17 protein-coding genes and 1 pseudogene are annotated in these 14,728 nt (G+C 67.3%); 10 read left to right on the top strand and 8 right to left on the bottom strand.

Annotation, left to right across the window (positions count from 1 at the left end; translation table 11 throughout):
- Nucleotides 1–20 precede the first annotated feature (20 nt).
- Both ACIBN2_RS44250 and ACIBN2_RS44245 read left to right on the top strand, forming a co-directional pair.
- Nucleotides 21–767, top strand: coding sequence for a ferredoxin reductase (locus ACIBN2_RS44250; RefSeq protein WP_399143449.1), 747 nt, complete (start codon nucleotides 21–23; stop codon nucleotides 765–767).
- 10 nt (nucleotides 768–777) lie between these two features.
- Nucleotides 778–1,074: a DUF6510 family protein gene (locus tag ACIBN2_RS44245; protein ID WP_399143448.1), complete on the top strand. Its 297-nt coding sequence runs from the start codon at nucleotides 778–780 to the stop codon at nucleotides 1,072–1,074.
- Between the two features lie 215 nt (nucleotides 1,075–1,289).
- Here the strand turns inward: ACIBN2_RS44245 and ACIBN2_RS44240 are convergent, their stop codons facing one another.
- The 4 genes from ACIBN2_RS44240 to ACIBN2_RS44225 form a co-directional block, all read right to left on the bottom strand.
- The gene (locus ACIBN2_RS44240) at nucleotides 1,290–1,901 is read right to left on the bottom strand and encodes a YceI family protein (RefSeq protein ID WP_399143522.1); all 612 of its coding nucleotides are present in this window, start codon (nucleotides 1,899–1,901) and stop codon (nucleotides 1,290–1,292) included.
- A 20-nt stretch (nucleotides 1,902–1,921) separates the two neighbouring features.
- On the bottom strand, nucleotides 1,922–2,590 hold the full coding sequence (locus ACIBN2_RS44235; protein WP_399143521.1) for a substrate-binding domain-containing protein: 669 nt from the start codon (nucleotides 2,588–2,590) through the stop codon (nucleotides 1,922–1,924).
- On the bottom strand, nucleotides 2,533–2,853 hold the full coding sequence (locus ACIBN2_RS44230; protein WP_399143520.1) for a hypothetical protein: 321 nt from the start codon (nucleotides 2,851–2,853) through the stop codon (nucleotides 2,533–2,535). The genes ACIBN2_RS44235 and ACIBN2_RS44230 overlap by 58 nt, the downstream gene beginning before the upstream one ends.
- Before the next feature lie 252 nt (nucleotides 2,854–3,105).
- A complete protein-coding gene (locus ACIBN2_RS44225) occupies nucleotides 3,106–4,023 on the bottom strand; it encodes an NADP-dependent oxidoreductase (RefSeq protein ID WP_399143519.1) in 918 nt (305 codons plus the stop codon).
- Nucleotides 4,024–4,289: 266 nt separating this feature from the next.
- Between ACIBN2_RS44225 and ACIBN2_RS44220 the strand changes: the two genes are divergently transcribed.
- Entirely contained in the window at nucleotides 4,290–4,742 is a 453-nt protein-coding gene (locus ACIBN2_RS44220) for a hypothetical protein (protein ID WP_399143447.1), read from the top strand.
- A gap of 16 nt (nucleotides 4,743–4,758) precedes the next feature.
- A complete protein-coding gene (locus tag ACIBN2_RS44215; RefSeq protein WP_399143518.1) occupies nucleotides 4,759–5,385 on the top strand; it encodes a TetR/AcrR family transcriptional regulator in 627 nt (208 codons plus the stop codon).
- An 816-nt stretch (nucleotides 5,386–6,201) separates the two neighbouring features.
- Here ACIBN2_RS44215 and ACIBN2_RS44210 read toward each other — a convergent pair.
- Nucleotides 6,202–6,432, bottom strand: a complete 231-nt coding sequence (locus ACIBN2_RS44210; protein WP_399143446.1) for a hypothetical protein — start codon at nucleotides 6,430–6,432, stop codon at nucleotides 6,202–6,204.
- A 105-nt stretch (nucleotides 6,433–6,537) separates the two neighbouring features.
- A complete protein-coding gene (locus ACIBN2_RS44205) occupies nucleotides 6,538–6,894 on the bottom strand; it encodes a GNAT family N-acetyltransferase (protein WP_399143445.1) in 357 nt (118 codons plus the stop codon).
- A 195-nt stretch (nucleotides 6,895–7,089) separates the two neighbouring features.
- Here ACIBN2_RS44205 and ACIBN2_RS44200 point away from each other — a divergent pair, with 195 nt between their 5' ends.
- The 5 genes and pseudogenes from ACIBN2_RS44200 to ACIBN2_RS44180 all read left to right on the top strand — a co-directional run.
- Complete coding sequence (locus ACIBN2_RS44200) at nucleotides 7,090–7,458, top strand: GNAT family N-acetyltransferase (protein WP_399143444.1); 369 nt, start codon at nucleotides 7,090–7,092, stop codon at nucleotides 7,456–7,458.
- Nucleotides 7,459–7,817: 359 nt separating this feature from the next.
- Nucleotides 7,818–8,123 (top strand): DUF427 domain-containing protein, encoded by a 306-nt coding sequence (locus ACIBN2_RS44195; protein ID WP_399143443.1) that lies wholly within the window; start codon nucleotides 7,818–7,820, stop codon nucleotides 8,121–8,123.
- 677 nt (nucleotides 8,124–8,800) lie between these two features.
- Nucleotides 8,801–9,280 (top strand): peroxiredoxin family protein, encoded by a 480-nt coding sequence (locus ACIBN2_RS44190; protein ID WP_399143442.1) that lies wholly within the window; start codon nucleotides 8,801–8,803, stop codon nucleotides 9,278–9,280.
- A 179-nt stretch (nucleotides 9,281–9,459) separates the two neighbouring features.
- On the top strand, nucleotides 9,460–10,854 hold the full coding sequence (locus ACIBN2_RS44185) for an NAD(P)/FAD-dependent oxidoreductase (RefSeq protein WP_399143441.1): 1,395 nt from the start codon (nucleotides 9,460–9,462) through the stop codon (nucleotides 10,852–10,854).
- 552 nt (nucleotides 10,855–11,406) lie between these two features.
- Nucleotides 11,407–12,209: pseudogene (locus ACIBN2_RS44180) on the top strand (NADP-dependent oxidoreductase); the annotation flags it as partial.
- 239 nt (nucleotides 12,210–12,448) lie between these two features.
- Here the strand turns inward: ACIBN2_RS44180 and ACIBN2_RS44175 are convergent.
- The gene (locus ACIBN2_RS44175; protein WP_399143440.1) at nucleotides 12,449–12,808 is read right to left on the bottom strand and encodes a GNAT family N-acetyltransferase; all 360 of its coding nucleotides are present in this window, start codon (nucleotides 12,806–12,808) and stop codon (nucleotides 12,449–12,451) included.
- Between the two features lie 55 nt (nucleotides 12,809–12,863).
- Complete coding sequence (locus tag ACIBN2_RS44170) at nucleotides 12,864–13,349, bottom strand: sigma-70 family RNA polymerase sigma factor (RefSeq protein WP_399143517.1); 486 nt, start codon at nucleotides 13,347–13,349, stop codon at nucleotides 12,864–12,866.
- A gap of 873 nt (nucleotides 13,350–14,222) precedes the next feature.
- On the opposite strand from ACIBN2_RS44170, the gene ACIBN2_RS44165 reads away from it, so the two are divergent.
- Nucleotides 14,223–14,728 (top strand): FAD-dependent oxidoreductase (locus ACIBN2_RS44165; protein ID WP_399143439.1); only part of this gene is annotated, 506 nt, incomplete at its 3' end.

The following is a 14,728-nucleotide window of genomic DNA, read 5'->3' as shown; positions in this document are numbered from 1 at the left end:
TATCACAACTAGGGAGACCCATGGCGAGAGCAGCGGCAATGGGGAGACTGGGCGACCGACTGCGCTGGAGGGTCGCCGAGGTGACGGGACGGCACGTCGAGTCGCCGACGGCCGTCACCCTGACCCTGGATGTGCCGGGATGGCCCGGCCATCTCGCAGGCCAGCACGTGGACGTCCGCTTGACTGCGGAGGACGGGTACAGCACGCAGCGCAGCTACTCCATCGCATCGGCCCAGGACGGCACACGCGTGGAGCTGACGGTCCAGCGAATCGCCGACGGCGAGGTCTCGCCCTACCTGGTCGACGAGCTGGTTCCCGGCGACCGGCTGGAGCTGAGGGGCCCGGTCGGCGGCTGGTTCGTGTGGCGGCCGGAGCAGCATGAGCCGGTCCTTCTGGTGGCCGGAGGTTCCGGGCTGGTACCCCTGATGTGCATGATCCGAGCCCGGCATGCCGTCGGCAGCCGGGTCCCGTTCCGGCTGATCTACTCGCTTCGCTCACCACAGGAGCAGCTCTACGGCCCTGAGATGCAGCGGGGCGCGCCCGGGCTGGACGTGACACGCATCTACACACGGGAGGCCCCACAGGAGGCCGTGCGCCCCGCGGGTCGCATCACTCCGGAGGACCTGGCGCGCCATGGCTGGCCGCCGGACTTCGAGCCGCTCGTCTACGTGTGCGGCCCCACGGGCTTCGTCGAGAAGGCGGCCGCCTACCTGGTGCTGCTCGGGCATGCTCCCGAGCGCGTGCGAACCGAGCGCTTCGGCGGCTGAGGAGGCCGAGATGACATCGCAGGACAAGGCGCCCCCCGGCGTAAACGAGACCTACGTGGACGGCAACGCTCTGGCCGGGCCACTCGCTGAAATCTTCGCCGTGGACCTTACCGCGGCGACCAGCCGGTGCGCCCACTGCGGTCGCACCGGGCCGGTCGCCGGCCTGCGTGTGTACGCGCAGGCCCCGGGACTGGTCGCCCGGTGCCAAAGCTGCGGACAGGTGATGATCCGCTTGGTGAGCACAGTGGGAACGAGCTGGCTCGACATGCGCGGCGTCACCGTAGTGTGTATCCCCACGGGCGGCTGACTTACAGGCGCCGCGCCCCCCGGCATGTACCGCCCATGTCCGGGGGACGGTCCGCCGTCACGCATCTACTGCACCGCTGCTGCGCGCGGCCACACACGCACGGCCGTTCGTCCTGGGCCTGTCCGAAGCCGGTGTGTCGGTGTGGACCGGAGAGAGTTCGCTGGCGCCGCGGGCACGGGTGCGACCCCGACCACTCGGAACAGGGTCGCCAGCACTCAGGGCCACCATCCGATGGGTTCCTGCTTCACTGCGCAGACCTCGAAGAGCAGCTCGACGTCATCGCCCGCGAACCAGCCGGCCGCCTCAATGCCCGGGGTCCGCAGCGGGCTCCATTCTGAACGCTTCAGTACGGAGCGCCCTGCCACCGTCACCCGCTCTGGATCCTGTGGTCCCGGTGCGCGCTCGCGGCGCACTGCGTCGACTACGAGCGGCTGCGTGACACCCCTGAGCGACAGGTTCCCCACGAGGCGGAACAGACCCGCGTCCTGGACTTCGGCCGAAGAGGACCAGAACGACACGAGCGGATGCCGCTCCGCGTCGAGGAAGGCGGCTCCGCACATGCGTGCGTCCCGTTCCTCCGAACCCGTGTCGAGACTCGACGCCGTCGCGTACAACGCGAACGCTGTCCGCTCAGGTTGCTCGCGGTCCAGTGTGAGCGTGCCCGCAACGTGCCGGAACACGCCGCGAAAGCCGGCGGACGCACGGTTACGGGCGTGGAGACTGACGCTGCTGTCGTCCGGATCGATGAGGTAGGTCGCGACACCCGCTGCGGGCTCCACGGCGCGCGACTGGGTTCCTGGTCCGCTGGTCATATCGGCCTCCGTCATCTCTCCCACGTCGTTGATGATTAGCGGCGCACGCCTCCGGAGCCCTTACCGGCCGTCGGCCTGGAGGTCTGGAGGCATGGAAGCCGCATGCGGGAGTGGCGAGGCCCGGGAGCCCTGTGTGCTCTGGCCAGGGGGTGCCGTCGGGAGGGGGACAGCCGCAGGATTCTCGGTGCATGAAAGTGGGATTGATGGTGACCTTGCGCGGGGGGCAGCGAAGGGGAGGCGATCCGGGACAGGGCCATGGAGACGGCCTGTTCGCCGATGGACAGTGCCGGCTGGGCCATGGCGGTCAGCCGGAGGTGGAAGAGGTCTGCCCACTCGAAGTCGCCGAACGACGCGAGGGCCATGTCGCCCGGGACCTTCAGGCCGGCGTTGCAACAGAGCGCGCATGGCGCCGAAGGGCATGCGGTTGTTGCCCGCGACCAGAGCAGTGGGTGGTTCGAGAGGGACAGAAGCTGCCGGAGGGCGGTCTCCGCCCCGTCCTCGCTGGGGTCGCCGTTCGCTTCGTAGTCCGGGCGGACTTCGATGCCGTTGCGGCGCAGCCCCAGCCGATAGCCGGCGTGGCGCTCGACGGTGGTGGTGAGGCCGACCCGTCCGGTGGGCATGGCGCTGCGGGTGTGCCCGATGGACGTCAGGTGATCCACAAGTACTGCGATGGATTCGGTGTTGTCGACGCCGACTTGGTCGATGTCGGCGGGAACGAAACGGTCGATGGCGATGACGGGGATCTCGACCTGTGGGCGTAGCGGATGGCCTGAGGTCCGCCGGACGAGGCAGCCAGGATGATCGCGCTGACCCTGCGGCGCAGCAGTTCACTGACCGCCTTCACTTCCATGTCGGCCTCGTCGTGGGTGTCCGCCGGCAACACCGAGTAGCCGGCGGCCGAGGCGTGACGGTCGACGCCGTGCACGACGTCGCCGAAGTACGGGTTGGACAAGGCGGACGTGGCCAGGCCTATGCTCCCGTACCCGGTGCCGGCCGGGGCGCGGGCGACCGATCGGGCTGCACCCGTCTCGGCCGATCCGCCGGCCGCGACAGGACGGCGGCCACGCGTCGCCCACCCTGGTGGCGAGGTCCGCCAACGGGCGCCGGACGGGGCCCGCCGTGTGCACCGCCCGGGCTGTCACCAACCAGGGCATCGCCGTCCTGCCCACGCGCCCGGTGCCGGCCAACGAGAGGGCAGGTCGATCGACGGTGCGTGACCTTACGGACGAACGCGGATGACGGTCTTCCCCTTGACCCGCTCGGTCGGGTTGAACGCGGCGACAGCGTCGTCGAGAGTCGGTGTGGTGCCGATGTTCGTCCGCAGTCGTCCGTCCCGCACGCGCTGGACGATCTCACCCAGTTGAGCGCGGTCGGACTCGACAACGAAGTCGATCGCGAGGCCGTTGGCGGGCCGGGCCTCGGGCGGCCCTGCGATGGTCACCAGCGTTCCTCCGGCCTGAACCAGGCCTGCGGACCGCGTCCCGATGTCTCCGCCGAAGACATCGAAGACCAGATCTACTCCGCCGACGTCTTCCAGAGTGTCCTTTTCGAGGTCGACGAACTCCTGCGCGCCGAAGTCGAGTGCCGCCTGACGGTGGGCAGCACGTCCCGTACCGATGACATGGGCACCCGCCTCACGTGCCAGCTGCGTCACCATCGAACCAACCCCGCCGGCCGCGCCGTGTACGAGAACGCTCTGCCCCACCTGCAGGCGGCCGTGCTGGAACAGCCCCTGCCACGCGGTCAGGCCCGAGATCGGCAGGCTGGCGCCCACCGTGAAATCGACGTCTCCAGGCAGCGGCGCAAGGTTGCGCGCCTCGACGGCCGCGTACTCGGCCAGGGTGCCGTCACGAGTCCAGTCCGTGAGGCCGAACACTCGCTGCCCCACCGACAGTCCGGTCGTGCCGTAGCCGAGCGCGGCGACCACTCCGGCCAGCTCGTGTCCGGGGACCGACGGTGTCCGGTCACGGCCGAGGCGGTCGGTCCACGAGGAAGGCCACGTGAGCTCGTCCGGGGTGAATCCCGACGCAAAAACCTCGACGAGGACGTCGTTGCCCGCAGGGGTCGGCTTGGGCAACTCGGTCAGCGTCATCCCGGCCGTTCCCGCGCTCTGATCTGTCACCACAATCGCCTTCATCGCGCACCTTTCCCTGCCGGCTCTTCGTCTGCCTAGCATCTTCGCCCGGTGAGCACTTAGCGGCATCAGCGCCCGGCTTCTTACCCTGCGCAACCGACATACGTGCAGCAGACGACCTGCGACCAGTGCCGCCAACGCTAGTGGACCGTATGGTCCGTACGGCTGTCCACCTGCCTGTCCCGCCACGCTCTGAGATCAAGAAATGGACGAAATGGTCCAGTCACTGCCAGGGTGGGGGAGTGGTGTCGACTGGTTGGGAGGCAACGATGAGGACGCACATCGCGAAAGTCCTGGCGCGCGAGAGTGCTTGTCTGGCCATGGTCACCGACAGGGCGAAGTTGGCGGACTGGAAACGCCGGGTGGTCGAGGAACTCATGACCCCGTCGTCGCCGTACGTGTTGGCGCTGCGCCAAACAGGTGACATGCGCGTTCGAGTCGACTTCCTCGATCAGTGGCGCGAGCTCATCGCAGAGGCGGTCGACCGGGTGCTGAAGTCCGGTGCCCCAGAGGGCAGGCACCGTGGGTCGCACCAGACTCGACATGTCGATGTCGACGCCCAGAAGATCGCGGTGCTGATCCTTGCGGCGCTTCAGGGGGGCAGCACCTTGAGTCGGATTGCACGAGATCCTCGGCCGCTCAACGCGGCGCTCGACCTCGCGCTCGTGCCTTTGGCGGCAACCAGGGACGACTTCCTGGACGGGGAGCGAGAGGACCGATAAGTAACATGAACCCGTGATGACGACCGCTGATTCTCACAACGGCAGACGCCTGACGGCGCGCGGCGCAAAGACACGGGCAAGGATCGTCGCCGCAGCGGCCGACCTGATGTACGTCAAGGGAGTCGGCACCACCACGCTTGATGATGTGCTGGCGGCGAGCGGGGTGAGCAAGTCGCAGTTGTATCACCACTTCGAGGGCAAGGATGCGCTCGTGCGAGCCGTCGTTGACCACGTGGGGGAGCGCATCATCGAACGCGAGCGCAGATCGCTCGGTAACGTCTCGACGATCCGGGGTCTGCGACGATGGCGTGATGCGTTGGTGCAGAACAGCGCCCTGCAGCATGGCGCCTACGGCTGTGCGCTCGGTTCGCTGGCCACCGAGGTCTCCGATCACGACGCGCTCGCCCGCCGAGCCCTGTCGCAGTTGTTCACGGAATGGCAGGGACTCCTGGCGGGCGTGCTGCGACGGATGCAGGACCGTGGCGTACTCCCGCCCGTGGCGTCGATCGACCAGCTCGCGACCGGGCTCATGGCAGCCCTCCAGGGCGGGTACTTGCTGGCCCAGACGGCGCGCGACGTCACACCGATGGCAACCTCGCTCGACATGGCGCTTGCACACATCGAGAGCCTGTCTGCTGGTTGAGTTCCCGCAGCCAAGCCACAGACGGGGACCGCGTCTTCGGCCCGAGACTCGGCTCACCGCTCGTGGTGAGTCTGTGCGAGCCGCGAATCGGCTCGGCCGCGTGGCAGATCCTGGACCGCCCGCAACGGTGTCCTTTAAGGCTGCGGATTGGGCCGCGGGCCGGCAGCGCCGATGATTGCCAGGGCCGATCGGGCTCCCGCCTCAACCGATGAGTGGAGAACAGCAGTGGCACGGCCTCAGGAAGGCGGTCGCCCTGGCTGCCGCCGCGGCGCTCTGGTCAAGTGCGCCCGCAACGATCAGGACGCCGGACACGGTGATGCCAACTCCCATCAGGCCCTTGTGCAGTCCCGACCGCACCTTCGCCGGCACGCGAACCGATCGCTCCAACGCGTCGGGCTCGCCATGTAGTACCGCGCCGAGGGTCCGGTCAACATGCAGGTGCGGAATGCGACGCGCTGCTGGGCGCGTGCCCCGGCACGCTCCGCTTCGCGGACGTACCAGAGCAGACGACGAACGCCACAGACACGGCGAGCCCGCCGAGACCGTTACCCGGGATCATGGGCAGAGTCGAACTCTGCCTAAGAACCCGCATGATGAGCCACGCCCAGTCAGAAAAACGACCGGTAGAAGGGGGAGCGGTCGAAGCCTCGGCACTTCCCCCACAGGATTCATACCGGCTGACGGACTCTGTACCGCCGACCCGGCTGGCGGGCAGACCACGGTCACGTCCAGGGAAGAGGTGTACAAGAGTCCACGCGAGACAGTCCTCGGCGAGGCGGGGACCCAGGGGTCGGCTGTCGGATGTCAGACGATCTTTCAGAGCGGCCGACCATGCCAGGCGGCGATCGGCATCGGCAGGCACGACTTCGGGTCGTCATGAGGACGAGGCGAGTCCTGGTGGAGTCGGACGCGGTCAACACCGGCCGGCACATCACCTTCTCCCGCGATCCGCAGGCTCAGACCGAGGCCGTCAGCGAGCGTGATCGTCGATTCCGTCGGCCAGGGCGGGCTCATGGCCGTGGACGGGTTCACCAGCTCGGAGGCCATGTACTCGAGACAGCCGCGGCACTCTGTTTGTGACTGATTTCCTCGCGCCAAGGCTGCATGGCCTCGGTGCGCCCGGCCAAGTGCGGCCAGGCGCAGCCCGCAGCTTCAGTGCCCGCTGGTGGTGTCGCGTGCGGTGTGAGTGGCGATGAAAGCCGAACGGTTGATGTCGACGGTTTCCTTCCAGCCGGGGTGAGCCTGGACGTAGTCGGCGACGAAACCGCAGAAGATACCAATCTTGGCCTGGCCTTGACTCCGGCTCAGGTCTTCGAGGGCGTAGCGCGCCAAGGCCGACGCGATGCCGCGGTGTCGTTGATCCTGGTCCACGTACGAGTGCGTGAGCGAGAAACGTCCGCCCGTGGTCTCGTAAGCCAGGGTGCCGACGACCTGGCCATTGATCAATGCCTCGTAGAGACGGGCGGTCTCGTCCTTGCGTACCTCGATGGCGGCCGGTGATGGCTCCATGTTCTCTCCTGGCATCGCTCGTCTCCAGTCGGTGGCCCTGTGTAGCTCTGACCTGGGGCCGCGTGAACGGACTACCTAGTCCAATATGCGGTACACATTCTTTGCTGTACTGGTTGGCAGGCTTCTTACTTGGACTATAGAGTCCGAAGCAGAAAGGGTCTCAGTGTGAGTGAAGGCAGGGAGAGGAGCGGCTCGATGAGCAGCCAGGATCAGGTGCCGGTGACCGAGCAACTGATCGACAACGTCGATCGAGGCCGCTTTGAGCTCTACCGAGACCATGACCTGGTCGGCTGGCTCTACTACACCCGCCTGAAGCCCAACCGGTACGCCCTTCGGCACACTGAAGTGGAGTCGAGTCATCACCACCAGGGGGTCGGGGGCGCGCTGGTAGGGCGAGTGTGCGACGAGATCCGCTCCCGCGAGGGCACCATCACCGCGATCTGCCCGTTTGTGGTCGACTACCTCTCGCGAACCACCACTTATGCCGATCTGGTCGACACCCGGCACCCGGGCTACTCCGATCGCGCGTCCGCCGAGTCGGCGCTGGCGGAGGCCAGTGGCTGACAGCACCGAGCCGCGATCACTCCGCCTCCAGCTCCTGAGGCTGCTTCTGCCCCACCGGAGCGCGCCTTGCCGCGCTGTCGGTGCCGCTGGCCATACCGCCGACGAGCCCACACCTTCCCCATTGCCCCGGTGGTGTCAAAACACAGGTAAGAAGCGGAACCCCACTCGACACCAACCCTCTGCTCGACGCACAAATGAGACTTGGCTGCCAACTGGTCGCGCGGCTCAGACCCGATGTCCAAACGGGCGACGCGCGACCCGGAGCGCCATCGCGCAGAGGCATTGGTGGCTCTGGGCCAACGCAGTTGGCTGTGAAGGCGGTTGGGACCGAGCAACGGGAATCACGAGGGGAAGGCGTCATGAAGGCACTGATCGGCGAAACTGTCGTGGCGGAGGCTGCGAGCAACGCAGTAGTTCGCATTGAGGGAAATACCTACTTCCCACCGGACTCCGTCGCGGTCGATGCGCTCCGCGACAGTCCGACCCCCTACACCTGTCCCTGGAAGGGTAAGGCGCAGTACCACGATGTCGTGGCCGGCGAGACGGTGCTCAGGGACGGCGCCTGGTCCTACCCGAACATCAAGGAGTCGGCGGTGACCCGTGCCGGGCGCGACTTCAGCGGTTACGTCGCCTTCGACGCGCGCGAGGTCAGAATCGAGAACTGATGCGTCTCGCCGGCCGTCGTCACCTGCTCCGTCGGCACTATCGCCTCACTGTTGACGCCAGGATGACTGTCCAAACAACCTGGGCCGGCGGCTCACCGCGCTCGCCGGTCCCGGCCTGCCCTGCTGGGCTGTGTGCTGCTGAACGTGCACGACGTCGGCACTCCGCCGGCCGCGGTGGCTTCCAGTCAGGGGCCCATGCTCGGCCTCACCTTGAGCGCCATCACCTGCGGCGCCTTGGTCCGGTTCGGCCCCGGCCGCGCGAACTCATGCACCTGGTGTGCGCCGATCTCCTCGTACCGTCTGCCGCACTCATCGCCATCAGCCCAGAAACAGTGGAACCGACTCCGGCTGCTTGGCGATCGCTGATGCCTCGGATCCGCGTACCGGGCCGCCTGCCCCCGTCGGAGATCAACTGCACACAGGCAGTCCGCTCGTTCTCGGTCTCGTGTTCGTCGCCTACATGGCACCGGGTGGTCTCGGCGCCTTCGGGGACCTGTTGGGAGCCGTCCACGCACGCCTCTCCGACGCTGAAACGCGCTTCGCCGTAAGAACCGAGCCCTCCAGGTGCGCGTATGGGTAGGGGCTGCGTGCCGTCCGAGCGTCGGCGCGCGCTGACGCGGCCCGAACTGCCGAGTGTCCCCTTTCACATTGACATGCCTGGTCATCAAGGAGAATTCATGGGCCTGTTGAACTCCGGAGCGGAATTTCCCGCCCTGAAGGTCAGTTCCGTCGGAGGCGGCACCTTCGACATCCGTGAGGAGCTCGCCGGTAGCTTCGGCGTCGTCCTCTTCTACCGCGGTTCGTGGTGCCCCTACTGCACCGCGCAACTGAGGGCCTTCCAACGGGCGAGCGACCGATTCACGCAGGTGGGGATCAAGGTCGTCGCGCTCTCCGTCGACGACGAGGCCACGACGAAGGAGCTTGTGGAGAAGCACAAGCTCACCTTTCCCGTGGCGCAGAGCGCGGACGCCCACGCGATCGCCGAGGCGACCGGTGCCTTCCTCAACGACGACCCGGTGCACCTGCAGTCCACGGGCTTCGTCCTGGCTCCCAACGGCACCGTCATCACCGCCGTCTACTCCACCGGGGCCATCGGCCGGCTCGTGCCGGAGGACGTCCTCGGCCTGGTCTCCTATCTCAAGGAGCACACGGGCTGATCGCACGGGCTCGGGGCGTCAGCCGGTTGACTCGCGGTGGCGGTACGCGGTCAGGCGGCTGACGGCCTCGCGCCGGACTCCGAACACCGGCGCGAGGGAGGGGGCACGCCCAACTGCGCGGCGATGGGGGCCGATCCGTGCCGGCCCTATCCGGTGTGGACCTATGAGCGGAGAGCATCATGCGGGAGATTGTGATCGTCGGCGGAGGCTATGCGGGCTTCTACACTGCCTGGCGCCTCGAGAAGACGCTCCGTAGGAGCGAGGCGCGGGTCACGGTCATCGACCCACGCCCCTACATGACCTACCAGCCCTTCCTGCCCGAGGTGACGGCCGGATCCGTCGAGGCACGTCACGCCGCCGTCTCGTTGCGGCGCCATCTGCGTCGTACCCGGCTGATCGCAGGTTCGGTGACCGAGATCCGCAATGCCGGCCGGACGGTCACCGTGCGGCTCGCGAACGGCGCCGACCAACAGCTGCGCTACGACGTCCTCGTGGTCACCGCCGGCGCTGTCACCCGCACGTTCCCCATTCCCGGCATTGCAGAGCAAGCGATCGGCCTGAAGCACGTGGAGGAGGCGGTCGCCATTCGCGACCGGCTAATGACCGCGTTCGACCAGGCGGGGTCGCTGCCACCAGGTCCTCAGCGGCGCAAGCTGCTCACCGTCACGTTCGTGGGCGGAGGATTCTCCGGTGTCGAGGGCTTCGGCGAGCTGCTGTCGCTCGCGACCGCGATGCTCAAGTCCTACCCCGAGCTGAGCATCGACGATCTGCACTTCCATCTGGTCGAGGCACGAGGCCGCATTCTCCCGGAAGTGGGGAACAAGGCCGGTGCCTGGGTGGTGGACTCCCTGGAGCGGCGTGGCGCACGCGTGCATCTGAACACCCAGCTCGTGTCCGCCGAGCACGGACACGTCGTCCTCTCCGACGGAGAGGAGTTCGACTCGGCGCTCATCGTCTGGACGGCCGGCAACGCCTCCAACCCGGTTGTACACAACCACACGGACCTGCCGGTCGACGAGCGTGGCCTGCTCATGGTCCGCCCCGATCTGCGTGTGGGCACCGACAGCGAACCCCTGCCCGGTGTGTGGGCGGCCGGAGACGACGCGGCCGTACCCGACCTGGCCTCCGCTGTGCCGGGGGCCCACACGGTGCCGAACGCCCAGCACGCCGTGCGGCAGGGTAAGCGTCTCGCGAAGAACATCGTGGTGAGCCTGCGGGGAGGCAGAATCCGGAACTACCGCCACGGCAGTCTCGGTGTGGTGGCGACGCTGGGACTGGGGCGGGGCATCTTCCAGTACAAACGCATCGTGATCAAGGGATTCCCGGCCTGGCTGATGCACCGCGGCTATCACGTCCTGGCCGTGCCCACCTGGGAGCGGAAGATCCGTGTTCTGTCGGTCTGGCTCACGGCGGCATTGTTCGGCAGGGACCTGGTCTCGCTGCTTTCCGTGCAGCATCCGCGCAAGGCATTCGCCAACGGCGGTGAAACGGACCGTTCCGAGGCGAGTCAGGCGCGCCCCCAGACTTCGCGCCGGGCGGCCGTAAGCTCGGCGCCACCGAGCAACAGGGCGTAGGTGGAGAGAAGTTGGGCGAGGCTACGACCGGATGAGGTCCTCGCCGGCGAGCCGGGCCACGACGCGCAGGACGGTGCCCGTGTCCCAGCGTGCGGTGACCGCAGTGCCGCCAGTGCGGGACACCAGTTTTGACCAAGCCCCCGGCCGGTGAGAGCTGAGCAACTGCTCGAACGTGATGGCAACCCTCGGGCGCCGGCTCACAGGCGGAGAGCGCGTGGAGCTTGCCGGCAGCACTCCGTCATGACCGATGAATCATCAGCAGGAGCCGAGACAGACCCCGTGGGGACCAGGCGCTCCCGTTTCGGACCGACGGAGCGGTTACGACACCGGCCGGATCGTCGGACGGCGGGTCGTGTTCCATTCGGCGTTGATCCTTCGAGCCTTCCTCCCGACGCTTTCCCTCACCGGCAAAGTCTCTGTGGCGCTGTTTTCCGGCGCCCTTTTGTGCCGTCCTGTACCTATTGGCGTGGTAAGACGCTGAAGTCTGGCGCCACTATCAAGGATGAGCCGAGAACACCGTACGGGCATGGACTGGAACATGAGGGGTGCCGGATGAAGGCGATCGTGGTGACGGACCAGGCCGCGGGAACGGCCGGAATGAAGCTGGCGGAGCGGCCAGAGCCGCAGACATCGAGGCTCGCCAGCCTCGAGGGTGCGAACTACGGCGATGTCGTCCTTCAGGTACATGCGTCGGGATTCACCTGGGATGAGCTGGAGTGGCCTTCGACCTGGATCGATCGCCTCGGCCGTGACCGGACGCCGTCGATCCCTGGACACGAGGTGGCCGGAGTGGTCACCGCCCTCAGCTATGGAACGGCGGGACTGTCAGTGGGGCAGCGGGTGTTCGGCCTCACGGACTGGACTCGCGACGGCACACTGGCGGAGTACGTGGTCGTCGAGGCACGTAACTTCGCGCCGCTCCGGGCGACGTCGACTTTACGACCGGCGCCGCCACGGTGATGCCGGGCCTGACCGCGTGGCAGGGCCTGTTCGAGCACGGCCGCCTGCAAGCCGGGCAGAGCGTCCTCGTGCACGGTGCGGCCGGCGTAGTCGGATCGATGGCAAGCCAGCTCGCGCGAGAGGCCGGTGCCTATGTCATCGGCACCGGGCGGGCTGCCGGCCGTGAGACGGCGCTCGACTTCGGCGCGCAGGAGTACGTCGACCTTCAAAAGGACACGCTGGAAGACGTCGGCGGGGTCGATCTGGTCTTCGATGTCTTCGGCGGAGACCTCGGAAAGCGGTCCGTGAGCGTGATTCGAGCCGGAGGAACACTGGTGACGATCGCCGGGCCGCCGGAGGCCCGGCCCGCCAACGGCCTCGCGATCGACTTCGTTGTAGAGCCGAATCAGGGTCGCCGGGTCTGGCGGAGTTCCTTGTGGCGACTGACGAAGACGGGTTGGCGGGTGTATTTCCACCAGGGCACTCTGGCCGACTGAGGTGCTGCGCTGCCGTCCATCAGGGCGGCGGTCGAAGAGTCAGCCGTTGGATGGACCGGTCGCCTGCCGGTGGCGCTTCGGCGTAGGCCGGCGGGAAGACGGCCAACTCTGGACGGTTGAGGTGCGACGTCGGTCCGTCACCTTCCAGCCGCCGGAGGTCAGGCCGGGGGGCCTCCACCGAACCCGAGGACCCAGATGCCCGGGTGGCTGGGTTCAATGACGTCGGCATACTTGACGCTCCGCGTCATGAACTGAGCGACGGCAGGACAGTGGACCGTGGCCTTCTGCTGTCTCTCTCGCAGGTCGTCAAGGACCACCTGAATGAGGATCTGCGACAACCCCCGGCCACGACAGGTCTCGTCGACCTCGGTGTGGCCCAGGACCCGCCGCTGCTCGACCATTTGGTACGACAGCGTTCCCACCTGCGCTCCGTCCGCGTAGAGCGTGTATTGATGATTCTCCGGTTCGTCGACGACCCGGACACGCTTCACGCTGTCGTCGAACAACACCTCGGCCATGACATCTCCCTTCGCACGAACCCACGTGATCCCCCGTCCCCAAGACGCGCGACCGTCACGATGCCTGGGACCCTCCATTCCCGCTTTGAGGCAGCAGCAGGCTGCGCAGCTGCTTGCGGCCCCGGTGGATGCGGGACATGACCGTGCCCACGGGGGTCCCCATGAAGTCTGCGATCTCCCGGTAACTGAATCCCTCGACGTCCGCCAAGTACACGGCCGTCCGGCGAACCGGTGGGACCATGCTGAGGGCCGCCTTGAGGTCTGGGCTGGGCATGTGAGCCAAGGCGGCGGATTCTGCGGAGCCGTTCGCCATGTGGCCGTATGGGTCATGGTGTGGCAGTTGCTGTTCCTCGGCATCTGCCACGAGGTACTGGCGCGGCCGGCGCTGTTCCTTTCGGTACGTGTTGATGTACTGGTTCACGAGTATTCTCCGCATCCACGCGCCGAAATTCGTTCCAGGGCGGTACTGATCGAACGATGCATACGCTCGCGTGAAGGCGTCCTGTACGAGGTCCTCTGCATCGGCCGGATTTCGCGCCATCCTCCGGGCGGCAGCAAGCAGGGATCGCCGATGTGCCAGCGCGTCCTGCTCGAACCGAGCGCGGCGTTCCGTACAGCTTTCGTTCTGGCCCCCAGGTGAGGGGTGTTGAGGGGGAGGCGTCTTCACTGGCCCCTCCTCTCTGCGTCTGGCTGATACGTCCGTTCATGCGTAGTGGCGTATTGGACGCCGGTCGCCGTCTGTTGCGGCATTACTGGGTTGGCGGCTCCACTCGGGTCGGTTCTTACTGGCCGGGAGCTCGGCGTCACCGAGGGTGGTGCGCACGCAGCGGCACCAGCAGGACGAGGGTCGGCTCCCGGCGGGGGTGACGTCCCTGCGATGTGGCAGACGGCCTTCGTGGGCCAGGGGGTCTGGTGGCGATCCGCGACGGCGAGTAGACGCAGAATCGATCCTGATCGGTCTTTCTTGAAGCCAGGTGGTGAGAGGGTGTGCGCATCGCTCGGGCCGAAATGGGACGGAGTCACGATCGTGCGGGTTTCTCACAGGCGGTACGGCAGGACGGCGCCTGCTTGCCGTGCGCCGCGGGAGCCTTACGGCGCGGTTGCTTTCCGGGCTGATTCTCGGCCCGCGCCGTTGCAGGGCGGCTCGGCATAACTTCTGTCCCGACGCTGAGGTCCTGTGCCGAGGAGGGTGGTGATCCTTTCGGAGCGCATGGCCGTTACGGCGCGGACCAAGTTCTCCGTGGAGAAGTCGCGGCCCTGCCGGGCCGCTTTCGACTGCGCCGGACGAATCGCCGCGGCCCGCCCGCCGCGATGGCACGGGCACCCCACCGGCCGCGTCGCCGCACCTCGCCGTGAAACCTCGCAGGCGGGGCTTCTACATGCAAACAGACAACGTGAAAGGCAGGGGCCCCACATGACGGATGCCTCCGAAACCTTCGATCTTGTAGTGCTCGGTGGTGGCAGTGCGGGGTACGCGGCGGCATTGCGCGGTGCCCAACTCGGCCTGCGCACGGCAATGGTCGAGAAGTACAAGCTGGGGGGCACCTGTCTGCACAACGGGTGCATCCCCACCAAGGCCCTGCTGCACGCGGGCGAGATCGCCGACCGGATGCGCGACGCGGAGTTGTTCGGGGTCAGGGCCTCCTTCGAGAGCATCGACATGGCGTCTGTACAGCGCTACAAGGACGACACGGTCTCGGGACTCTGTCGAGGTCTGACCGGCCTGGTGAAGGCACGCGACATCACGTACATCGAGGGTGAGGGCCGGCTGTCGTCGCCCACCTCGGTCGACGTGAACGGCCGGCGTGTCGAGGGCCGCCACGTGCTGCTGGCGACCGGCTCCGTGCCGAAGTCGCTGCCGGGCCTGGAGATCGACGGCAACCGCATCATCTCCTCGGACCACGCCCTCGTCCTGGACCG

This window comes from Streptomyces sp. NPDC050534 (assembly GCF_044457745.1).
Lineage (GTDB): Bacteria > Actinomycetota > Actinomycetes > Streptomycetales > Streptomycetaceae > Streptomyces.
Note: the sequence above shows the minus strand (reverse complement) of the source record. Positions and strands in the feature narration are given on the sequence as shown.